This is a genomic window from Exiguobacterium sp. s145 (assembly GCF_018618835.1).
GTDB classification, from domain to species: Bacteria; Bacillota; Bacilli; order Exiguobacteriales; family Exiguobacteriaceae; genus Exiguobacterium_A; species Exiguobacterium_A artemiae.
Genome location: NZ_JACSMV010000012.1, coordinates 1 through 20,799, shown reverse-complemented (window position 1 = coordinate 20,799; position 20,799 = coordinate 1). Strand labels below are relative to the sequence as shown.

General features: G+C 48.0%; 21 protein-coding genes. 11 read left to right on the top strand and 10 right to left on the bottom strand.

The annotated features are described in order from the left end of the window. Nucleotides 1–167 precede the first annotated feature (167 nt). The 3 genes from KNQ07_RS10165 (at nt 168) to KNQ07_RS10155 (ending at nt 3,602) form a co-directional block, all read left to right on the top strand. Nucleotides 168–1,385 (top strand): PucR family transcriptional regulator, encoded by a 1,218-nt coding sequence (locus tag KNQ07_RS10165; protein WP_114596638.1) that lies wholly within the window; start codon nt 168–170, stop codon nt 1,383–1,385. Between the two features lie 120 nt (nt 1,386–1,505). Further along, entirely contained in the window at nt 1,506–2,630 is a 1,125-nt protein-coding gene (gene ald / locus KNQ07_RS10160; RefSeq protein WP_214766461.1) for an alanine dehydrogenase, read from the top strand. Between the two features lie 108 nt (nt 2,631–2,738). Next, nucleotides 2,739–3,602, top strand: coding sequence for a tetratricopeptide repeat protein (locus tag KNQ07_RS10155; RefSeq protein ID WP_214766459.1), 864 nt, complete (start codon nt 2,739–2,741; stop codon nt 3,600–3,602). 1 nt (nt 3,603) lies between these two features. Here KNQ07_RS10155 and KNQ07_RS10150 read toward each other — a convergent pair whose 3' ends face one another. Continuing rightward, a complete protein-coding gene (locus tag KNQ07_RS10150) occupies nt 3,604–4,251 on the bottom strand; it encodes a diacylglycerol/polyprenol kinase family protein (RefSeq protein ID WP_131503489.1) in 648 nt (215 codons plus the stop codon). A gap of 115 nt (nt 4,252–4,366) precedes the next feature. Here KNQ07_RS10150 and KNQ07_RS10145 point away from each other — a divergent pair, with 115 nt between their 5' ends. After that, nucleotides 4,367–4,987: a DUF1836 domain-containing protein gene (locus KNQ07_RS10145; RefSeq protein WP_012371734.1), complete on the top strand. Its 621-nt coding sequence runs from the start codon at nt 4,367–4,369 to the stop codon at nt 4,985–4,987. Between the two features lie 48 nt (nt 4,988–5,035). Here the strand turns inward: KNQ07_RS10145 and KNQ07_RS10140 are convergent, their stop codons facing one another. Beyond that, nucleotides 5,036–5,512 carry an LURP-one-related family protein gene (locus tag KNQ07_RS10140; protein WP_012371735.1) on the bottom strand — a complete coding sequence of 159 codons (477 nt, stop codon included), beginning with the start codon at nt 5,510–5,512 and terminating at the stop codon, nt 5,036–5,038. A gap of 172 nt (nt 5,513–5,684) precedes the next feature. Then, nucleotides 5,685–6,209 (bottom strand): restriction endonuclease, encoded by a 525-nt coding sequence (locus KNQ07_RS10135; RefSeq protein ID WP_012371736.1) that lies wholly within the window; start codon nt 6,207–6,209, stop codon nt 5,685–5,687. Nucleotides 6,210–6,426: 217 nt separating this feature from the next. On the opposite strand from KNQ07_RS10135, the gene KNQ07_RS10130 reads away from it, so the two are divergent. Genes KNQ07_RS10130 through KNQ07_RS10120 form a run of 3 tightly spaced genes read left to right on the top strand, consistent with a single transcriptional unit; the run spans nt 6,427 to nt 10,393 of the window. Next, entirely contained in the window at nt 6,427–8,571 is a 2,145-nt protein-coding gene (locus KNQ07_RS10130) for a PAS domain-containing sensor histidine kinase (protein ID WP_214766457.1), read from the top strand. Next, nucleotides 8,568–9,653: an SDR family oxidoreductase gene (locus KNQ07_RS10125; RefSeq protein WP_214766455.1), complete on the top strand. Its 1,086-nt coding sequence runs from the start codon at nt 8,568–8,570 to the stop codon at nt 9,651–9,653. Before KNQ07_RS10130 ends, KNQ07_RS10125 begins: the two co-directional genes overlap by 4 nt. Continuing rightward, nucleotides 9,650–10,393 carry a sugar nucleotide-binding protein gene (locus KNQ07_RS10120; RefSeq protein WP_012371739.1) on the top strand — a complete coding sequence of 248 codons (744 nt, stop codon included), beginning with the start codon at nt 9,650–9,652 and terminating at the stop codon, nt 10,391–10,393. The genes KNQ07_RS10125 and KNQ07_RS10120 overlap by 4 nt, the downstream gene beginning before the upstream one ends. A gap of 63 nt (nt 10,394–10,456) precedes the next feature. On the opposite strand, the gene KNQ07_RS10115 is transcribed toward KNQ07_RS10120, so the two are convergent. Further along, a complete protein-coding gene (locus KNQ07_RS10115; protein WP_214766453.1) occupies nt 10,457–11,848 on the bottom strand; it encodes a TrkH family potassium uptake protein in 1,392 nt (463 codons plus the stop codon). 160 nt (nt 11,849–12,008) lie between these two features. Here KNQ07_RS10115 and KNQ07_RS10110 point away from each other — a divergent pair, with 160 nt between their 5' ends. The 3 genes from KNQ07_RS10110 to motB all read left to right on the top strand — a co-directional run bounded on the left by KNQ07_RS10110 (nt 12,009) and on the right by motB (nt 13,880). Then, nucleotides 12,009–12,248: a hypothetical protein gene (locus KNQ07_RS10110; RefSeq protein WP_012371741.1), complete on the top strand. Its 240-nt coding sequence runs from the start codon at nt 12,009–12,011 to the stop codon at nt 12,246–12,248. 98 nt (nt 12,249–12,346) lie between these two features. Then, the gene (motA, locus tag KNQ07_RS10105; RefSeq protein ID WP_012371742.1) at nt 12,347–13,132 is read left to right on the top strand and encodes a flagellar motor stator protein MotA; all 786 of its coding nucleotides are present in this window, start codon (nt 12,347–12,349) and stop codon (nt 13,130–13,132) included. Next, nucleotides 13,107–13,880 (top strand): flagellar motor protein MotB, encoded by a 774-nt coding sequence (gene motB, locus KNQ07_RS10100; protein ID WP_214766451.1) that lies wholly within the window; start codon nt 13,107–13,109, stop codon nt 13,878–13,880. The genes motA and motB overlap by 26 nt, the downstream gene beginning before the upstream one ends. 68 nt (nt 13,881–13,948) lie before the next feature. Here motB and KNQ07_RS10095 read toward each other — a convergent pair whose 3' ends face one another. The 6 genes from KNQ07_RS10095 to KNQ07_RS10070 all read right to left on the bottom strand — a co-directional run bounded on the left by KNQ07_RS10095 (nt 13,949) and on the right by KNQ07_RS10070 (nt 19,746). After that, entirely contained in the window at nt 13,949–14,482 is a 534-nt protein-coding gene (locus KNQ07_RS10095; protein WP_012371744.1) for a DUF420 domain-containing protein, read from the bottom strand. A gap of 3 nt (nt 14,483–14,485) precedes the next feature. Further along, nucleotides 14,486–15,913, bottom strand: coding sequence for a dihydrolipoyl dehydrogenase family protein (locus KNQ07_RS10090; RefSeq protein ID WP_214766449.1), 1,428 nt, complete (start codon nt 15,911–15,913; stop codon nt 14,486–14,488). Beyond that, on the bottom strand, nt 15,910–16,287 hold the full coding sequence (locus tag KNQ07_RS10085; protein ID WP_214766447.1) for a DUF1499 domain-containing protein: 378 nt from the start codon (nt 16,285–16,287) through the stop codon (nt 15,910–15,912). The genes KNQ07_RS10090 and KNQ07_RS10085 overlap by 4 nt, the downstream gene beginning before the upstream one ends. Before the next feature lie 97 nt (nt 16,288–16,384). Further along, on the bottom strand, nt 16,385–17,770 hold the full coding sequence (locus tag KNQ07_RS10080; RefSeq protein WP_012371747.1) for a sensor histidine kinase: 1,386 nt from the start codon (nt 17,768–17,770) through the stop codon (nt 16,385–16,387). After that, nucleotides 17,767–18,459, bottom strand: coding sequence for a response regulator transcription factor (locus KNQ07_RS10075; RefSeq protein ID WP_012371748.1), 693 nt, complete (start codon nt 18,457–18,459; stop codon nt 17,767–17,769). The genes KNQ07_RS10080 and KNQ07_RS10075 overlap by 4 nt, the downstream gene beginning before the upstream one ends. A 24-nt stretch (nt 18,460–18,483) precedes the next feature. Continuing rightward, nucleotides 18,484–19,746: a hypothetical protein gene (locus KNQ07_RS10070; protein WP_251139521.1), complete on the bottom strand. Its 1,263-nt coding sequence runs from the start codon at nt 19,744–19,746 to the stop codon at nt 18,484–18,486. A 125-nt stretch (nt 19,747–19,871) separates the two neighbouring features. Here KNQ07_RS10070 and KNQ07_RS10065 point away from each other — a divergent pair, with 125 nt between their 5' ends. Further along, nucleotides 19,872–20,678 (top strand): Cof-type HAD-IIB family hydrolase, encoded by an 807-nt coding sequence (locus KNQ07_RS10065; RefSeq protein ID WP_012371750.1) that lies wholly within the window; start codon nt 19,872–19,874, stop codon nt 20,676–20,678. The last annotated feature ends 121 nt before the right edge of the window (nt 20,679–20,799 follow it).

Below are 20,799 nucleotides of genomic sequence, written 5' to 3'. Positions count from 1 at the left end.
AAATCCGGTTAACTGTCGGGAGGTTTTTTGTGTCTGATTTTGACGTGGAGTCGTTTTATATTTTGTTAAAATTTACAACTTACAGGAATTTCTTTGTGCTTGTACACAACCAAAGATATACTTACTTCAATAGGATTTTTTAAATAGAGAAAGAAGGTCTGATTTTTATGTTGGAAGCGACGTATCATTCCCTTGAGGATTTAGCCGAAGCGATTGGTGTCGCACTGAGTGCTCCCATTACGATCGAGGACCGGAATCACCGGTTACTTGCCTACAGCACACACACAGCTGATACGGATCCGGCCCGGATTGCAACAATTATTGGGCGGCGCGTCCCCGAATCGGTCATCGATCAACTGTGGAAAGACGAAGTCATCCAGAATCTTGCTGCGCAAGACGAACCTTTAATCATTTCAGCCCGGACGGGTGTCGGATTGAATGACCGCGTCGCGATTGCAATCAAACAGGACACAGAAATTTTAGGGTATATTTGGTCGATTGCCCGCAGCACTCCCTTTTCGGAAACGGAGTTATCCGATTTAAAAAAAGGAGCGTTGCTTGCCCAGCGCCAGTTGCTCGCGATCGACATGCAAAAGAAACGCCAGGAAGAAAAAACGGAACAATTCTTTTTTGAACTACTGCATGAAGACATGCCCGAATCGGAAATTTTAAAGACCTTCTCTAAGTTACATGTTGCGCCACCCGGAATCAGCCGTCTGATGGTGATCCGGTTTTCAGAAGCCATCACGCCACGACTCGCGGATCGTTTACGCTATTTGCTGACTATCCAGCAAACCGTCCGACCGCTTTTGTACGCATATGATGAAACTGATTTTATTTTGTGGATCAGCACAAACGATCAAGATGCCCATCATGAACGACTCCAGTTCGATGCGTTCATCCAGTCATTCCGACAGATGCTCGCGGAACGGTTTAATTATACGAACTTCATCTCTGCCAGCAGCGAAGTGTTTACCGGCGTCCAGTCGATTCCGGAACGGTACGAGGAAACCGGCATCGTTCTGCGGTTAAAAGATGCTTTTCCGTTTGAACTTAGTACGGTTACACGATATGAACGTCTTGGTCTGTTTCAACTCTTGCCGATTTTTTCTGAACGGTTGCGCAGAAGAACTGTCCGCTTGGAAGAAATCGAACGCTTGCGTTCCTATGACGAGAAGCATGCCGCTTCCCTTTGCGAGACGTTGGAATGGTTCCTTCATTATGACGGAAACGTCAAACAGGTCGCTTCTCATCTCCATGTTCACCCGAATACGATTTTGTACCGGATGCGAAGAATCGAAGAAGAAGCCGGTATTCGGATGGAGTCGCTTCCGGAACGGGCCCTTCTCTACCTATACCTAAAAGCAGACCGTTATCCTTTGTGATTTTTCACAAAGGATTGCTTGTATTTTTGAAATCGCCGATAAAGTAGAGCGCTTTCATTTCTCGTATACTGAAGAAGAAGTGACACACTGTTTGTTTATTCGCGAAAGGGGATCGCATTTATGATCATCGGAGTATTAAAGGAAATCAAAAACAATGAAAACCGTGTCGCGTTAACGCCTGCTGGGGTAGCAGCATTAACGGGTCAAGGACATACGGTCATCGTCGAAACAACTGCTGGTATGGGGAGCGGCTTTACAAACGAAGAGTACACGCAAGCAGGGGCACAAATCATCGAGACAGCGGCTGAAGTTTGGGCGACTGCAGAACTCGCACTGAAAGTGAAAGAACCGGTTGCTTCAGAATATCAATACTTCCGTCCGGAACTGACACTGTTCACATATCTTCACCTGGCTGCAGAACCTGAATTGACACGCGCACTCGTCGATTCAAAAATTACAGCTATCGCATACGAAACGGTCGAAAAAAACCGGACATTACCACTCTTGACACCAATGAGCGAAGTCGCTGGTCGGATGGCATCACAAATCGGAGCGCAGTTCCTCGAAAAACCACACGGCGGCATGGGAATCCTGCTCGCAGGTGTTCCGGGTGTGCGTCGCGGTAAAGTAACGGTCATCGGCGGTGGTGTCGTTGGAACAAACGCAGCGAAACTTGCGGTTGGTCTCGGTGCAGACGTAACAATCATCGATGTCAGTCCGGAACGCCTTCGTCAACTCGATGATATTTTCGGTAATTCCATCAACACATTGATTTCAAACCCGTATACGATCGCAGAAGCTGTCGCTGAAAGTGATCTCGTTGTCGGTGCCGTCTTGATTCCTGGAGCAAAAGCTCCGAAACTTGTCACGGCTGAAATGGTCGAGCGGATGAAACCGGGTTCTGTCATCGTTGACGTAGCGATCGACCAAGGTGGAATCTTCGAAACAGTTGATCGTATTTCGACACACGATGATCCGACATATGAGAAGTTCGGTGTCGTTCACTATGCGGTCGCCAACATGCCAGGTGCGGTTCCACGCACATCGACACTCGCTTTGACGAACGCGACACTTCCTTATGTATTAGAGCTTGCGAACAAAGGCACGCATCGCGCGCTGGCTGAAAACGTCGCTCTTGAAAAAGGTCTGAACGTTGCCCAAGGATTCGTCACGTACGAAGCAGTTGCACGCGATCTTGGATACACGTACAAATCGGTGGAAGATGTGCTTCATCTACACGCTTAAGCCTATCTGATAAAGACAAGAAACAGCCCGTTGCTGAAGCAATGGGCTGTTTCTTGTCTTCTCTTTCCATTATCATGAAGATATCACATGACATAAGGTGGTCTTCACATGATCCATACGTTACAAGCACAATCAAATGAGATTACAATCCCTTTCGCAGAGCTTGATCTGTTGTCGCATTTGACGTCTGAATTTGAACCCAAGCTGTTTCAGCAAAAAATTGAACGCCTGCACCAGTTGGACCCTGGGCATCCGCTTCCCGGGATTGCCAAAGCCTATGCTTTCTTTCACGAACAAAACTTTTCAGCCGCACGTCGACAACTTGAACAGGCACGTTCCGAAACCGGTGATCATGTCCGGGCGCACCTGCTGCTCGGTTTGATGAGTGAAGTCGAAAATTTTCAACATGAGGCCGAACGGCATTTCCTGGATGCGTTGTCGCTTTTTCCGGAGGAGCCGAGTGTGCATCGTCATTTAGCCGTTCATTATCACGAACGGGAATTTTTCGGCGAGGCCGCGTCTCATGCACTCCAATACCTGAAAAAAATCGGTCCCGGTGGAGAAGGGACCTTGATGACCATCGATATGATGCAGTCGATGCCGGGGCATGATGAACATGTGCTGGAGTCTCTTTACTCATTGCTGTTCGAAATTCCGGAACACCACCACGATATGGTGTTCCATTCGATCGCCGCCAACAATGCGGAAATGCGTTATGAGTTATTCCAACAGGCACTGGACGGCGAACCGGATGAAGCAACCGTCTTTCGGCTCGATTCCATGCTTTCCCTGATGGTCGAACACAGCATGTGGGCAGCCGTCTACGATCAGACGAAAGACCGGATGTGTCGGACCGTTTTTGATACGCTTTGCCGTGACTTGACGTATCGCCATGCCGGAATCCGGTCCATTCCGCTCTACCTGACGATCCGGTCCCGGTATTTCATGCGTTGTCTGTTGCACCGTTCGTAATTCACAGGGCGAATGCGACAAGAGCTCCGATCGTCAGCGGAATCAACAGGTTATCGGTATCCCGGTAAGAGACCGCTTCAATCAAGGCCGCAATGTTGGCCAGTAAAAAACCGTAACTGACGGCAAGCCAAGCCGGTTCTTCATACAATAGGAAGGTCACTGTCAACACGAGAAACGAGGCGAGAAACATCGCGATGCTACCTTCGAACGAACGACGGATTTTTCCGCGGGTGTAGAATGTTTTCCCAAAGCGTTTTCCGACGAGGGCGGCTAATCCGTCTCCCCAGGCAAGGACCATACTTCCTGCGACAAGCGCCATCGGTTCCTGTTCGAAAAAGAACAGAACCAGCAGGGCCAAGGCCATCGGGTAATACACTGTTCCATACGAAACCCGTTCCACCTGATTCATCCGCCCGGTCCCTCGTTTCAATGTAATCCAATTGATCAGTGTGAAAAAAAGCAGCGGTGTGATGGCGACATACCAATGCTCCATCCAAGCGAGGGCTAAAAACACCCAGTGCCCGACCGCGATATGAATCCACTTCCGTATCGTCTCGGGTTGCATCTGCAATTTTTTTCCCGTCCATTCGAGAAGGGCTAAGACGATTCCAACGATGACGATTGTTCCGACTGCAGCAATCCACTCCATACGAATCCCCCTTTTTTGATAGTTTCATTGTACTTCGTTCAATTGGCGTTTGCTCTTTCGAACCTTCATTTGTTAACATAAGGTCAAATGACGTTCTAGAGAGGAAGTATTCTGCATGTATGATGCTCAAGCAGTACAAACGTTATCCAGTTGCCTGCTTCGTTTGAAAGAAGGCAAAGGAATCGGGACACTTGTGTCAGAAGATGAAGCCGATCTGCCGAAAGTAATGACCCGTCTCAAACAGTTCGATCCTTCCAAAAACGGTTTATCCATTAATGAAATCGTTCACCTTGCCAATGCATTGATCGGGGAACATATGTCGGCAACGACGATTCAAAATTGGACGAAGCGCGAAGTCCGTGACATCATCGGCGTTCCGCACCGGGGTAAGAAGTATTCCATTAACCAGGCTGCCATCATTTACTTACTGGATGATTTAAAGCATTTGTTTTCACTGGAGGAAACACGTGAATTATTGACGATTGTCTTCAAAAATCCAAACATTGATGAAGATGATTTAATCAGTCCGCTTGACTTCTATCTTGTGTATACACAACATGCGGAAACAAGCGGTCCGATCGAGTTGACGGAAAAACGCTTGAGACGGTCCTTAGAGCGCATCAACGCCTACCGCCCTGAAACTGTCCACGTTCTCCAACTGTGCCTCTATGCGCGCCGTATATCGCATCTGACGCACGAAGCGAAGCAACGTCTTCAACATGTCTTACAAACTTAATAAAAAAAGATGTCCGGTCATCATCGATGGCCGGACATCTTTTTTATTTTAGACTGCTGTAAGTGACTTGTAGTTGACGTTATTCGTCAGGCTCTTTAGAACCGAGAGTAATTCGTACATCGAAAGCTTATCCGCATCTTTGACGAGACGGTATTCATCGCCGTCTTGCAGCAATTCTGCGACGACTTCTCCCGCTGAACTCCGTACTGAGAATTTTCCTTTTGTCAGGTCGAAGGAAATGGTGTACGTACCTCGTTCGTAAACGTTGTACTCACATTTCTTCGAGAAGAGTGAAAATTTCTCACGCATTTGACCTACTTCTTGACCATCGTGGTTCATCACGACCCATTTCTTGCATGTCGGGATGAACTTACCAAACGCTACCCCTCTACCTTCACCATTCATTACTTGAACACGACCTGTATCGTCGTGTTGAACCGCCCCAATCATTTGGTGGGATTCATCATAAATCGCGGCATGACCTTGCGAAAAAACGCAACCCTGCACATAGACAACTTTGCGCAACAGAAATTCTCCTCTCACTGCTAAAAAGTGCTGGTATTTCGTCCCCAGTATATTTAGACATTCCGTATAATTTTGATTTTCTTTATCTGACTGATATTTCGTTAACGAAAATGATTATTGCACCGTTTGAACAAATTGACAACCCCCTTTTGTCGACAATCATTCGACAACATTAGCGAAAGCCAATTTCATGAGCAAATTCCAGTAATTCGTTCCGATCAATCAACCGAACCTGATTCGGTTCTGCCAGACGATACGCGGCTTCCGTATAGGTCGAGTTCGTCACGACCCATCCTTCATCCATACCGTAAAACGGGACGGCCGCCGCCACTTGTTGAACGGCTTCGAGTCCTACGACCGAACCATATCGTTTCGCTTGAATCGCAATCCTATACCCTTGTGCGTCTTCAATCAATAAATCTGCTCCGAAATCACGTGAGGCCGGTGTCAACTCGACACGATACCCGGCTTTTTCAAAAAGCTCGACCAACCATTCCTCAAACTCTCGTCCTTCCATCCGGTCCAGCCGATTGGCGAGTGACGGTGTCAGGAAGGAAAGGATTAAAAAGAGTGTACACCCTACTATACTGACAATCAAGATTAAAGGTTCCCAAGAACTCGAAAAAAAATAAGCAGCGGCTCCCCCGCCTCCTGCAAATAAGAAGGCAATCATTCTTCGTTTCGTATGTGTTTGCATCGTTTTGTTCCGCCCTTCCGAGTCCGCTCGTCGGTTTACGTGTCACACCCGTCCGTAGTCGGATTCGTTCTCTATATTCATCATACTAAATTCGTGCCTGTCTTGCGTAAGTGATAGGAACGACGTCATGGGATGGAGAATATATAGAGAATACGTCACCTTACTGACTTTTTTGTACACATTCGTCTACCGCTCATTTCTTTTAAGGAGGCAGCTCATGGCAGAACATTCATCTCCTTCTTCCAGCAGAGTCATCCATGCAACGTTGCGCGCTCTCGAAGAGCCTGTCGTGTTAGTGGATCGACTTGGTATCATCGACTTTGCGAACCCTGCATTTCATAATCAGTTCCAGCTGTCATCAGCTGATACATCGCTTTCTTCATTCTTCTTACTGGAGGATACACTTTTCCCGATTTCAAGCCGGATTCAAGTCGTCTCGCTTCCATACACGTTGACGATTTCTCCGGTCGAGCAGACGGATTTCTTTTTAGTCACGATCAAGTCACTTGATCTCCACCAACTATTGAATTCAACGATTGATGCCGCGATTCTCGTGACAGATCCGGATTTCCGCATCACCGCCATCAACGAGACAGCCGGCACGATGTTCGGCGTCGATCCCGCTGCGCTGCCTCAGGAGATGACACCGATCTCGATTCATGATCCGGAAGAATTCCAACTCCGGAAACAACATCTTGAACAGTTAAATCTAAAAAACTTGTCCGATGAAGATATTCTCTTGTTACACGGACGGGATACAGAAAATGACTGGACGTATCACCGGACAGACGGTTCTTATTTCTACGGCCGCCTGTATATGACGCGTCTCCAAAATGGCGGTTTCTTTTTATTCATCACGGATATCAGTTCTCAAAAGCAAGTCGAGCTGCATCTTGCGAAAAGTGAACGGCGTTTCCGTCTGATTGCCGAATCGGTTCTTGAAGCCGTCATCTTTCATGATAACGGCTTCATTCTCGATGCGAACCGGGCGGCGGAAATTATTTTCCGGACCCGACTCGAACTGATGAAAGGTCATCAGATTCTCGACTTTATCCAACCCGAGTTTCAGAACTCCGTCACTCAGCGAATCATGAAGCATCATGAAGAACCGTATGAAGTCATCGGGCGGCGGGCGGACGGCACTTCTGTCGAAATTGAAGTCTTTCCCCGTGAAATAACCTACGAAAAGACCCGGATGCGCGTCGCCGTCGTTCGCGACATGACCGAACAAAAGAAAATCGAAAAGATGTTAGAACGTGAAAAAAATGCCATCATGCGCCAACGCGATATCACACAGTCGATTCTCCAAGCTTCCAATGAAGGTTTTTTACTGACCGGGGAAGACGGCAGTTTTACCTATATGAACGTCAAAGCACGCAAGCTGCTGGATGTACCGGGTATCGCGCCAAGTAAAATCCAGGAACGGATCAGCATGATTCCGAATCTCGATTTAGCGACACGGTACGCCATGCTGCAGCAGGTCGAGGAATTGTTGGCAGGGAAACATTCCGAGATCTCCTTCCGCTTCACCTTGCAGCAACCGGATGAATCCGGTCATCATTACTTTGAATTTTATGCGACCTCGATCAAAAAAGAACGGAGCCGCTTTTCACGACACGGCTTCCTGTTCGTCTTCCGTGACCGGACGGAAGAACAGAAAATGGATCACGTCAAAGATGAACTGATCAGCACCGTCTCCCATGAATTACGGACACCGCTCTCATCTATCCTTGGTTTCATGGAACTGTTGCGTTACCGGCAACCGACACCTGAAAAAACGACGCGGTATGTGGAAATCGTCCATGAAGAAGCGAAGCGCCTGACGAATCTTCTCAATGATTTCTTAGACATCCAACGCATGGAAGGCGGCAAACAGGATTATGCCTTTAAACCATTTTCGTTACGCCAATTGTTGGAAGAAACGATCGAAACCTTCGGGGAGACAGCAGAGATTCATACGATCCATGCTGTGACGGACGATGACCCAATCCTTATTTTTGCCGATGAAGACAAGGTCAAACAAGTCATCATCAATCTGTTGTCCAATGCCATTAAGTATTCCCCTGCCGCTGATCATATTGATGTCCGTTTGGAAAAAACAGCAGATCAGGCCATCTTAAGCGTGACAGATTACGGCATCGGCATTCCGCCCACCGCTTTTGATAAATTATTCACGAAATTTTATCGCGTCGATAACTCCGCCGTCCGAAAAATCGGCGGAACCGGCTTAGGACTAGCTATTTGTAAAGAAATCATCGAATCTCACGGAGGCGCCATCTCCGTCGAATCGGAGTTAAATCAAGGATCGACGTTCACGATTGTATTGGAGCTGGATCCACGAAAGGATTTTGAGAAAAAATGACGCGAACTTATCTGATGACAGGATTCCCCGGATTTTTGGCAACGAAGCTGATCGAACGTTTAGCTTTGGTTCCTGAACAAATCGACTGCTTTTATCTGTTGCATCTTAAACATGAATACGCGAGCGCCGTCTCGCAGAAGGAACAGTTTTTACGGACGACGTCGCTCAAGGAAGAACAGCTGATTTTAATTGAAGGCGACATTACGAAAGAGGGGTTGGGTTTGCCCGAGTCCATCCGGAAGGAGCTGGTAAGTCGCGTCACTCATCTCTTCCATCTGGCTGCTCTTTATGACTTGGCGACTGCTTACGCTGCTGCCTTTCGGATTAACGTCACCGGCACCTCGAATGTGACGCGCCTTGCCCATACATTCGTCCACCTGGAACGTTATGTCTATTTCAGTACGGCTTATGTTTCCGGTCTCCGGATCGGAACGATTTCTGAAAACGAGTTAACACATCAGGTCGACTTTAAAAATGCCTATGAAGAAACGAAATATTTGGCAGAAGTACGATTCCGTGAAGAAGTCGGAACGTTACCCTATACGATCATCCGGCCCGGAATCGTCGTCGGACATTCCCAGACCGGTGAAACCCCGAAGTGGGATGGTGTGTATTTTGTTCTGAATGCGCTACGGCTGCTCCGTCCTTTTGCCCCGTTACCGTATGCCGGACGAGCAAACGCACTCGTCAATCTTGTTCCGTATGATTACGTCGTCAATGCGACGACGTATCTCAGTCATGCGCCAGCCGGCATCCGGACGACGTATCACCTGACCGATCCGTTCCCGCATGGTGCCCGCGCGATTTACGAGATGCTGCACGTCGTCTATCACGGTTCATATCCGAGAGGTACTGTTCCGTTTCGACTGGTCACGTCTCTTCTCACACCGCGGATCGCGAAACGCCTGCAGATGCAACGGCAGACACTCGATTACTTCGCCCATCCGGCCCGATATGATACGAGTAACGCCTTACGTGATTTGGACGGAACGGGTATCATCTGTCCGGATTTAGCGGAACTGATTCCCCGCCTTGTCACCTATTACAAAACAAAACATCCGCAGACAGGAGAACCCGTATGAATGTTTTAATAACAGGTATGAACGGAACGGTCGCGCCCGTTCTCGCAGACGTCTTCCGTTCCCATCACTACGATATCACCGCCTGGGACCGGTCCGTCGTCTCTACGACTGATTCTGCCGTCATGGAAGCGTTCATCGATCGTGTTCAACCCGACCTCTTGCTGCATATCGGGATGGGTCCGGCTGAATTCGCCGAAACACTTGCACGACTGTCGTTCGAACGAAACATTCCGTTTCTTTTTACAAGCACGGCTTCCGTCTATTCCGACGAACAAAAAGGACCTCATGATCCTGCAATCGTCCCTGCAGCAACGGATGAGTACGGAGCTTACAAACGAACGTGCGAACGGCTGATTCAAGCGGTCAATCCCGATGCCTACATCGTCCGGATTGGTTGGCAGATTGGGCAGGCAGCCGGCTCCAATAATATGATTGATTATTTGGAACGCCATGCTATCGCAGGTCCAATTCCCGCCAGCACACAGTGGTATCCTTCCTGTGCTTTTCTAGAGGATACGGCCCAGACGCTTTATACGATCGTCACGACGTATACTCCCGGTCTCTATTTGGCAAACGGAAATGCAAGTCATTCCTTTTTTGACATCGTGACCGCTTTGAACATCCTGCATGGGTCGAAGTGGCACATTACTGAAGATAACAGTATGACGCGCGACGATCGGATGACCGACTCACGGGTTGTCATCCGACCAATTTCAGAACACCTGTCCTTCGTTCATTAAAAAAGTGTCGTCCGTCCCATAAAAAATGGGAGAGACGACACTTTTTTAACCATTCCCGGAAAATCAGCCAATCAGCATATTTTCTTTCGGATAACGAATCAAACGATCGTGTTGAGCGGCAAACGTAAACAGAATCGTTAACGATCCGACACGTCCGAGTAACATCATAAACATGATCAAGGCTTTCCCGAAGTCGTTTAATTCCGCCGTGACATTCAACGACAGACCAACTGTCCCGAATGCGGACACCGTCTCGAAAAACAGACCGACAAAGGAGAGATTCGGTTGGGACAAAGCAAGCAACGTCGTCACGAGAGCGATGAACAACAGACTGAACACGGCGATGGCGTAAGCTTTTTGAATTGCCTGCGGCCGGACAGTTCGCCGCATCAAGACGGTTTCCCGTTGTCCGCGCAGGTACGTCCAGACGTTTTTCAAGATGACCGCTGCCGTCGTGACCTTGATTCCGGATCCTGTCGAAGCAGAACCTGCCCCTATATACATCAAGACCATCATCAAGCCGATTGATAACGGGACCATCGTCGTTAAATCGATCGTTTGGAACCCTGCCGTCCGCGTCGTAACGACTTGGAAGAAGACGATGTGCAATGCTGCAAAAAAAGATTTATCGTGAAGCGATCCGAGATGTGATACCCACTCATAAATCATCATCGCAAGAACCCCAAGACCGTTGATGACGACAAGTGATAAGAGCATCAATTTCGAATGTAAGGAGATCTTCTTGAAATTCCGTTTAGCCGATATATCCGCGATGACGGTAAAACCGAGTCCACCGATCATCAGTAATGCTGAAATCGTCAGGATGAACGTCGTATCCTGTTGAAAACCGACCAGATTATCGCCCCATAACGCAAAGCCCGCATTATTGAAGGCCGATACAGCATGGAACAATCCGTAATACAAGGACTTACCGAACGTGTACTTATATTGAATGAACAGATCAAGCGCAATCAACAGCATCCCGATCAATTCGACGACGACAGTCGTCAGAATAATGTTCCGGGCCAGACGGATCGTACCGCCCGGACTGTCGAGATTAAACATCTCTTGAATGATGATGCGTTGCCGGATTCCGATCTTCCGTCCTGTTACGCTCAACAGGACAAGCGCAATCGTCATGAACCCGAGTCCCCCGACCTGAATCAGCAGCACCATAATGATTTGTCCCAACAGATTAAAGGATTCGGCAATATTGACCGTCGAAAGACCGGTGACCGTCCCGGCCGAAGTCGCGACAAACAAACAGTCGATGAACGGTATGTCCTGACCGTCCTGTTGAGCAATCGGTAACCACAGTAAAAATCCACCCAATAAGATGGTCAACGTAAAACCGGTCGCGATAAAACGGGCCGGTTTATCGAATAACTGATGATAAATCAGTTCCCCGAACCGTCCGAACTTCGCGAGCCGCGAACGTCTTTTATGAGAAAACATATTCGTACTCCTCCTAGATGAAATGACCCAATTGCATCTATCATACTCCCTCAAAAACATTTGTTCTATTTAAATTTTGAATCTGCTAAACGTTTTCGTTTTTTTTTGGTAAAATAGATAAAAGTCGACGTTTAATCATAAAAGGAGGTTGAGGGAAACAGTGGACCCTAGGACGGCTGACCATTCGATTGAAGATGTCTCGCGAAGGCTTGAACGCCAATCGCAATGGATGCCCGCACAGTTATATTATCAATTCGAGGAGTTATTATCGCTGCATGTGGATCAATCAATTCTAAACGAATTGTATATTGCATTAAAAAAATACGATGTATTAACCGATATAGAGCGTGACGAACGAAACGAAAGCATTCAATTGCTGATCGACGAAAACGGCGCGTGATTCTCGGTTTTTGGATTTCCGAGCAGAAGACGCCCTCTTCTGCTCTTTTTATTTTTCGTTCACGATTGGACAACATGAGGAAAGGTGGCACAACTGAAATGGATATCGTGTCGATTATTGGTATTATACTGGGGCTCATCACCTTAGTCGGAGGAATGATTTTAAAAGGGGCCTCCCCGATTGCATTGCTGAACCCTGCAGCACTTGTCATCATTTTTGTCGGTACAGCGGCAGCAATCATGATCTCATTTCCAAAAGAACGTTTAAAGATCATCCCGGCTTTGTTTAAAGTCATTTTCTTTGAGCAACAACTGATGACGAAACAAACATTGCTCCAACAATTCCTGACCCTTTCGACACAAGCCCGAAAAGAAGGTTTGCTGTCGCTTGAGACGGCACTCGAAGAAGTCGATAATGCGTTCATGCGCCGTGGTGTCATGATGGTCATCGACGGTCAGCCGTCGGAATATGTCGAAGATGTCATGACGCGTGACCTTGAAAACATGACCGAACGACATCATGCAAATGCCAATATCTTCACGCAGGCCGGTACATATGCCCCAACGCTCGGGGTACTCGGAGCCGTCGTCGGACTTGTCGCCGCGCTGTCTGATTTATCCGATATCGAAAAGCTCGGACATGCGATTTCCGGTGCCTTCATCGCAACGCTGTTCGGGATTTTTACAGGATACGTCCTCTGGTTCCCGTTCGCGACAAAATTAAAGCAAAAATCAGCGACTGAAATTCAACTGTATGAAATGATGATTGAAGGGATTTTATCGATCCAGAACGGAGAATCGCCTAAAAACCTGGAGGATAAGTTACTTGTCTATCTGACACCGAAGGAGCGTGCGACGTATGAAACGGAAAAAGAAGCCGCATGACGAACACATTTCCGAAGGCTGGCTGATTCCTTACGCCGATCTCCTGACGCTGTTACTGGCCTTATTCATTGTCCTGTTCGCTTCGAGTAACGTCGATGCCGTCAAGCTGAAAGCGATGTCCCAATCGTTCAGCTCCGTCTTTAACGGCGGCTCCGGCATGATTACGAACAGTTCCTTATCGACCTCACAAGAAGAAGAGGACTCGAAAAAGACGGATGCCCGGACGAAAGCACAAAGCTATGAAATTGCTGAACTTGAAAAAATCAAGGAAGAAGCCAATGACTACATCAAACAACAGAAGCTTGAGAAGGACATCAAAGTCGAGGTTACGAATGAAGGGCTTGTCTTCACCATTCGCGACCGGGCTCTCTTCTCCCCTGCCCAAGCAGATGTCAAAGGTGACGCGATTCAAATTGCCCAAGGCATGAGTAATCTGCTCGTCAAAGCGGGACAGCGTCAAATTCAGGTGTCGGGTCATACCGATAATATTCCGATCAATACCGTTCAATATCCATCGAACTGGGAACTCAGTGCAGAACGCGCCATCAGTTTCATGCGTGCTCTTCAGCGGAATCCAAAACTGGCCCCTAAACGATTTACAGTCAGCGGCTACGGCGAGTATCAACCGATTGCTTCGAATGATACGGAAAGCGGCCGCAGTCAAAATCGCCGGGTCGAAGTCTTGATCCGTCCGCTGATTGATATCAAGGCACAAAATGTCCTCGATGAGACAAAGGTCAAACCATAATATCCACTCACTAATCAAAACAGGCCCACTCCGAAAAAAATCGGAATGGGCCTGTTTTAACGTGCTGTTTAATAATATGGACGAATCATCACATACACGATGACACCCGTCAGACTGACATATAACCAAAGCGGCATTGTAAAACGGGTCCACTTTTTATGTTTCTCAAAGTTTTGATTCAAGGCATGAGCGAGTGACATCAAGACGAGCGGGACGATAATCGCCGCCAAAATGATATGCGAAATGAGAATAAAGAAGTAGACGGGACGGACAAATCCTTCGCCGCCGAATTTCGTTGATTCACTGACCGCATGATACGTCACGTACGAAATCAAGAATAACGTCGTCGTCGTGATGGCACCGCCGATGAAACGACGGTGATTGATCCGGTTGCCCCGGCGAATCGAAATCCAGGCACCGAGCAACAGCATAAAGGTAAAGCTGTTAAAGATCGCGTTTAAAAAAGGAAGCAGCGTCCAGTCAAACCCGTCACCGACCTGAACAGGCGGTGCAAAAAACAACAGTGCGACCAACAGATTGATGACGAGCGTCAAGAGGATGACGACCGGAACGAAATTACGTTTTTTAGCAGATTGTTGCATGTATTATTCTCCTTGTTTCCAATCAAAGTATCGTTTTAACCATTTTGGCAATGGACCGTCAAACAGACGTTCACGCCAGTAAAGATCGGCGGCACGCTGGACGGCTGCTCCCCGGATCGGGTACGGATGCACGACACGTGACAGCTGACCGACTTTATCTTTGCGAGCCATCGCATACACGACTTCCTGCATCCATTCACCGGCCTGTTCGCCGATGGCATGGGCACCAATCAATTTCCCGCGTTTATCGGCAATCAGTTTGACACGCCCTTCTGTCCGGCCGTTGATGACAAACCGGTCGACTTCATCCAGTCCGGTTTCGTAGACTTTGATGTCGCTGTACTTTTGACGGGCTTCTTCTTCCGTCAGTCCGAGGTGGAACAGTTCCGGTGTCGTAAACGTCACCCACGGAACGGCACGGTAATCCGGTTTGGTCCGTAAACCGAACAGAGCGTTTGTGACGACGGTTTTTCCTTCAAGACCTGCGACATGCGTAAACGGTAACGATTGAATCGTATCACCGACCGCAAAGATATGACGTTGATTCGTCCGAAGTGAACCGTCAACTTGAACATAACCTTTTTCAACATGGACGCCGGCACGGTCGAGACGTAACGCATCAATCCGCGGCTTGCGACCGACCGCAACGAGGACGGCATCCGTTTCAATGACACGGGACTCTTCACCGGTTTTGACCGTAACTTCGATTCCTTTTGCCGCTTTACGGACACTTGTCACCGTCGTATCCAAATGGAGCGTCAATTCCTGTTCAATTTGCCGTTGTAACACTTCGACCATACTGCGGTCTTCTTTCGGCATCAGTGATTTGGCACCTTCAATCACGGTTACTTCCGTTCCGAGATGCGCATAAGCTTGCGATAATTCAAGGCCAATCGCACCGCCGCCGATAACGAGTAATCGTTCCGGACGTTCCGTTTGTTCAAAAATCGTCTCATTCGTTAAGTACGGAATCGTATCGAGACCCTCAATCGGTGGAATAATCGGCTGTGATCCGGTCGAAATCGCGAATTTCTCTCCGACGACCAACTGCCCCGCCACTTCCACTTCATTGGCACTCAAGAAACTGGCTTCACCGATATAGACATCCACGCCTAAATCCTTAAACCGTTTTGTTCCGTCATGCGACTGGATGATGTTCCGGGCACGGTCAACGCTTGCTTTCGTCTTGCTGTAGACCGCTTCCCCGTTCAACGTCACATTGTATTTGGCGGCTGTCTGCTTCATGACATGAACATCGTGTGCCGCTTCAATCAATGCTTTTGACGGGACACAACCGTAATGCAGGCAATCACCGCCGAGATGCGTATGTTTTTCAATTAATGCGACGTGTGCGCCGAGACTGGCAGCCCCTGCTGCAATCGTCATTCCAGCTGCTCCGCCGCCGATTACGACCAACTGATAACTTTTCATCGGGAAGCCTCCTTATAGCGTGCCGAGATGTCTTCCATTCGTTTGCGGTTGACGCCCCAGTCGGAATAGCCGACGCGGGAAGCTGAACGGAAATGGATTTGTTGAGAAGACTCGTCGAAGTAAAATTCAACATCATCTTTAAAACGAAACACTTTACTCGAGAAGATGGCATGAATGTACGTCGAATCTTCTTTGACTACTTTCACCCGCTCAAGACTTTGAAGAATCCGCATGATTTGAAATTTTGATTCTGCTAGATTTCCGTGAAAAGGTAAAGGTGTCATCTTCAACGCTTCTTTATCCGTCTGTGTCGATACCGCGTTCGGTTTCCCTGTGAGCGGACTTAATTTGCCGTTCGATACGCCAAGTGCCATGACTGATTCCTCCATTCGTTTCGTCTTGCTGTGAATCATGATTCTGATTTTACTTTACCAGTTCAGTTTCGAAAGCGCTTCTCATTTGACTTTCCCGTTATGCTTTCGTGACCGGCAACAGGATGGTCGCAATGGCTCCGCCTTCCGGTTGGTTATCGATGAACAATTTCCCTTCGTGGGCTTCCACCAGTTCCCGGCAAATCGCCAGTCCGAGTCCTGTTCCACCTTTCCCTTTTTGGACCTGATAAAACTTCTCCGTCACGTGGCGGAGATGATTTTTCGGAATCCCGGGACCTTCATCGCTGAAGGATAAAAAGAGGACACGTTCCGAACGGACAAGACGGATCGTAATTTCACCGTCAACCGGCGAAAAGCGGATTGCATTGTCGAGCAAATTCAAAAAGACCTGTTTCAAACGGTTCTCATCATATAAACCGACGACCTGTGCCGGTAATTTTCGGATGATCCGGATGTTTTTCTCCTCCAGCTTTTGCCGGAGTTGCGCCGTCACCGTCTCGATGACTTCCGTCAGATTCACTTCCTGCCGGTACAGAACTAAACGACTCGTTTCGAGCTTTGAAAAATCCAGTAACTGTTCGACGAGGGAAATCAGGCGTTCGGTTTCGGAATGGATGATCCCCATTCCGAGCGAGGCTTCTTCCGGCAATCGTTCCGGCTCTGCGAGCAACGTTTCACTCCACCCTTTGATCGAGGTCAAAGGTGTTCGCAACTCATGCGAAATACCGGAAATGAACTCATCTTTTAACGTTTCCTGTTGTTTGATCTGTTGTCCCATATAGTTGATCGTCCGGGCCAGCTCCCCCAGTTCAAACGTATACTCTTCATTGACTTTGACATCATAATGCTGTTTGGCAATTTGATCGGACGCACCGATGACTTCCTGAATCGGACGAACGATCGACGATACGAGACGGGACGAATAAATGTAGGCCAGTCCCCAAATGACGACACCTAACAGGAGAATCGCCAAACAAATTTCAATGACCCGCTGATCGATTTTCGCAAGCGACGTCGTATAACGCAGTGCTCCCGTCGTCTGTCCGAAAGAAACAATCGGTTCCGTCACTTCAAGCAGATGTTCCCCTGTCGTCGGATCATCATAACGTTTCGTGATTGTTCCCCCGCTCAACAGACGGGTCACTTCCTGTTTCGTCATGTTTCGTTTTGAGACGAATCCCGTCGACGAATAGCGGGGAATCCCCTTCGCATCTAGGACTTCGATTTCTGCATCCGTGTAGGCATAGGAATCGAGTACGTCATGAATCGTCGCCTCTGAATCTTGAAAATCATAGGCAAGACCGCTGTTCGCAAATAAGACGGCACTGGCATTCGCATGTCGTTTCAAGACATCGGTCGCCGTCACATAATAATAGTTATACGTCACGAAGGATAAGATTCCGATGACGAGCAGCACCGTCACCGTGATGATCGTCATGAACCGCATCAAAATCTGTCGTTTCATTTTTCGTTACGCCACTTATAGCCATGACCCCACAACGTCTCGATGAATTGGGGTTCCGCTGGATTTTCTTCGATTTTCTGACGCAACCGGCGAATGTTGACGTCGACCGTCTTACGATCTCCGAAATAATTTTCGCCCCACACCGCATCGAGCAACTCATCCCGCGACATGACTTGATCTTCATTTTTGATGAAATGGCACAACAAATCATATTCCGTCGGTGTGACTTCGACATCGACTCCTGCTTTTTGCACCCGCTTCGCTCCGAGATCAATCCGAAATGGTCCGGAGACCAGTTCACGCGGTTGTTTCCGGCGGCGGAGCGTCTCGACCCGGCGGAGCAGGGATTGAATACGTGCCAACAGTTCAGCCGGACTGAACGGCTTCGCAATATAATCATCCGCCCCGACGCTGAGTCCCATGACTTTATCTTCTTCGCGCGTTCGCGCAGTCAGCATGATGATGCCGACAACTTCATCTTTCGAGCGGGCCTGTTCGCAGACCGCGAATCCGTCGACTTCGGGCATCATGATGTCGAGCAGCAGGATATCGAACGTCTGCTGTTCAAAATAGTCCAGTGCTTCCCGTCCGTTCTCCGCTTCAATCACTTCATATCCTGCACGTTTTAAATTAATGACGATGAAACTGCGAATCGCATGTTCATCCTCGGCCACTAATATTTTAGTCATCTTATTTTCCTCCTGCTTTTTCCTTTATTCCACGAGTGCTACGTTGGCAGCGTACTCTTCATAGGATTGATTGGTCGAGATGACATACACGTAATCAATGCCTTCTTTGATTTTTTTCTTGCGATGACTGGCGATGTATTGCGTCTTCGGAATGATTTCGAGCTCAAAATCAATCGTCCCGGTATCCCGGTTGATGAACCGGACCCGGTTGTCCTTTTTCTCAATCGTTTCACGCGTCGCCCAGTTTGCCGGGAAACGCATCACGAAATTGTATTCGAGATCGATGTATTGCTCTTCCCGAAGTTCAAAGCCGCTTTCGAGAAATGGTTGCACGTCGGCGCCATTCCAAGCGTAATATGCCGTAATCCGCGGTTTTTCTTCGGCCGCGCGTCCGATGCTTCCGTCAGGCGTATATTGATGCGCAAATTCGATGACACCGTCCTGATCGACATCTTTCGGGAACGTATACATCGGCTCGACGATTTCTGATGTCTCACCCCAACGGACGGGTGTCAGCCGGGTTTCTTCAAGCTGAAAGACCAGCAGATGCATCTTGGCTTCACGGGTAAAGGAGACGAATACCCCTTTTTTCTTGGCCGGATTGACGGTATCGATTTCAAACAGGTCATGATCCGCAAACAAATCACCGTCTTTGACCGGCAGTGTGATGTCTTGCTGGTTGGTCGGATTTAAGGCTTCTTCATAATATATGAGTTCTGTCGTCTGTTCTTTTTTGAGCAACACCATATCCTGACGTCGATCCTGATTCAAATCGGCAATCGTCAATCGATCATATGTATCGATTTTCGTAACGTGAATCGATGGCTTCATCAAATCTTTCAGGAGATAAACGGTATTCTTTTCAAGACTCGTCACACCAATCATCAGTTGATTCGACTTTTGGGATTCATCCAGGATGACATGGAGTTGGTCAATCGATCGGCCTGTCGCAATCGGCTGGCTGACACGCAACACCCACTTCTTTTTCAGGCGTTCATGTACCAACACTCTGATTTGAAATGCTCCCTGATGTTCAATCCGGTAAAACGTAATGGCTTCGTCCCGCCCATCCCGGTTTAAATCAATCAATTCATACAGCCTGGAAATGGATTGATTACGCGGCGCCACGATTTCCGCCTCTGTCGGCAAATCGGTATCAATTCTTGCTTTTAATGACTTTTCCCATTCCGGTAAAGCCGGGTGCTCCAGCAAGGAAGCAGGATGAGGCAGCGTAAGACCACATCCGGCCAAATATAGGGTCGATAAGAAAATTATAAAATATTTCATCAGACTTAAATCCTTTCCATACATGCTCTTCTCAAACTTTATCACACTCTTTCAAGCGAGAGTATATTGTGGAAGAAGAGTCAACTTGTTAAGATGTAACAGATATTCGAAAGGGGTTTATATTTATGGCTTACGAAATGATTGTACTTGATCTTGACGATACATTATTGACGAGCGACCACACGATTTCTCCAAAAACAAAACAATCGTTACTCGATGCACAGCGTCGCGGAAAAAAAGTCGTGCTCGCGAGCGGCCGTCCGACTTACGCGATGATTGATTTGGCAAAAGAGCTCGAACTTGCCCGCTACGGCAGTTATATTCTGAGTTTCAACGGGGCTTCGATCATCGACTGTAAAACAAACGAGTCCCTGTTCTCCAGTACCCTTCTTCCGGAAACCGTACATCGCCTTTACGATTTAAGTAAACGTGAAAATATCGATATCCACACATATGTCGGGCACGAGATTTTTACGGAACGGGCTAACGAATTTTCGACGATTGAAGGCGAACTGACAGGAATGGATGTCATCACGGTTCCGGACTTCAAGGCAGCCATTACAGAACCGGTCGTCAAGTGTTTGATGCTTGCGGAAGAAAATCGTTTGGCGGAAGTCGAGCTGAAACTTCAGCTTGAGTTAGCCGGTGAGCTCGCCGTCGCCCGCTCCAAACCGTTTTTCCTCGAATTTACGGAGGCCGGCGTGACGAAAGGAACAAGTCTCGCGTTGCTGGCTGAACGCCTCGGGATCAAACAGGCAGATGTCATCGCATGCGGAGACGGCAACAATGATTTATCGATGATTGAATGGGCCGGTCTTGGTGTTGCCATGGCAAATGCTGCCGATACCGTCAAAGAAAAAGCCCAGTACATGACTGCCTCTAATGATGAAGACGGCATTGCCCTCGTCATCGAAAAATTCATGATGGACTGAACAAAAAAACCAATCCACTCCATTGTTGTCGGTGGGCTAACCTAAAATTTTGAGACAATATAAAACACCTTCGGAGTGGTACACTTTTAAAAAGTACTAACATCGGAGGTGTTTTTGCATG

Bases quoted from the DNA above. Each gene is read 5' to 3' on its own strand.
- KNQ07_RS10130 (WP_214766457.1), top strand. From the start codon at position 6,427: ATGGCAGAACATTCATCTCCTTCTTCCAGCAGAGTCATCCATGCAACG.
- KNQ07_RS10115 (WP_214766453.1), bottom strand. From the start codon at position 11,848: ATGTTTTCTCATAAAAGACGTTCGCGGCTCGCGAAGTTCGGACGGTTC.
- KNQ07_RS10075 (WP_012371748.1), bottom strand. From the start codon at position 18,459: ATGACTAAAATATTAGTGGCCGAGGATGAACATGCGATTCGCAGTTTC.
- KNQ07_RS10065 (WP_012371750.1), top strand. From the start codon at position 19,872: ATGGCTTACGAAATGATTGTACTTGATCTTGACGATACATTATTGACG.
- KNQ07_RS10150 (WP_131503489.1), bottom strand. From the start codon at position 4,251: ATGGAGTGGATTGCTGCAGTCGGAACAATCGTCATCGTTGGAATCGTC.
- KNQ07_RS10155 (WP_214766459.1), top strand. From the start codon at position 2,739: ATGATCCATACGTTACAAGCACAATCAAATGAGATTACAATCCCTTTC.
- KNQ07_RS10095 (WP_012371744.1), bottom strand. From the start codon at position 14,482: ATGCAACAATCTGCTAAAAAACGTAATTTCGTTCCGGTCGTCATCCTC.
- KNQ07_RS10085 (WP_214766447.1), bottom strand. From the start codon at position 16,287: ATGGCACTTGGCGTATCGAACGGCAAATTAAGTCCGCTCACAGGGAAA.
- KNQ07_RS10090 (WP_214766449.1), bottom strand. From the start codon at position 15,913: ATGAAAAGTTATCAGTTGGTCGTAATCGGCGGCGGAGCAGCTGGAATG.
- motB (WP_214766451.1), top strand. From the start codon at position 13,107: ATGAAACGGAAAAAGAAGCCGCATGACGAACACATTTCCGAAGGCTGG.
- KNQ07_RS10145 (WP_012371734.1), top strand. From the start codon at position 4,367: ATGTATGATGCTCAAGCAGTACAAACGTTATCCAGTTGCCTGCTTCGT.
- ald (WP_214766461.1), top strand. From the start codon at position 1,506: ATGATCATCGGAGTATTAAAGGAAATCAAAAACAATGAAAACCGTGTC.
- KNQ07_RS10120 (WP_012371739.1), top strand. From the start codon at position 9,650: ATGAATGTTTTAATAACAGGTATGAACGGAACGGTCGCGCCCGTTCTC.
- motA (WP_012371742.1), top strand. From the start codon at position 12,347: ATGGATATCGTGTCGATTATTGGTATTATACTGGGGCTCATCACCTTA.
- KNQ07_RS10080 (WP_012371747.1), bottom strand. From the start codon at position 17,770: ATGAAACGACAGATTTTGATGCGGTTCATGACGATCATCACGGTGACG.
- KNQ07_RS10165 (WP_114596638.1), top strand. From the start codon at position 168: ATGTTGGAAGCGACGTATCATTCCCTTGAGGATTTAGCCGAAGCGATT.
- KNQ07_RS10135 (WP_012371736.1), bottom strand. From the start codon at position 6,209: ATGCAAACACATACGAAACGAAGAATGATTGCCTTCTTATTTGCAGGA.
- KNQ07_RS10070 (WP_251139521.1), bottom strand. From the start codon at position 19,746: ATGAAATATTTTATAATTTTCTTATCGACCCTATATTTGGCCGGATGT.
- KNQ07_RS10125 (WP_214766455.1), top strand. From the start codon at position 8,568: ATGACGCGAACTTATCTGATGACAGGATTCCCCGGATTTTTGGCAACG.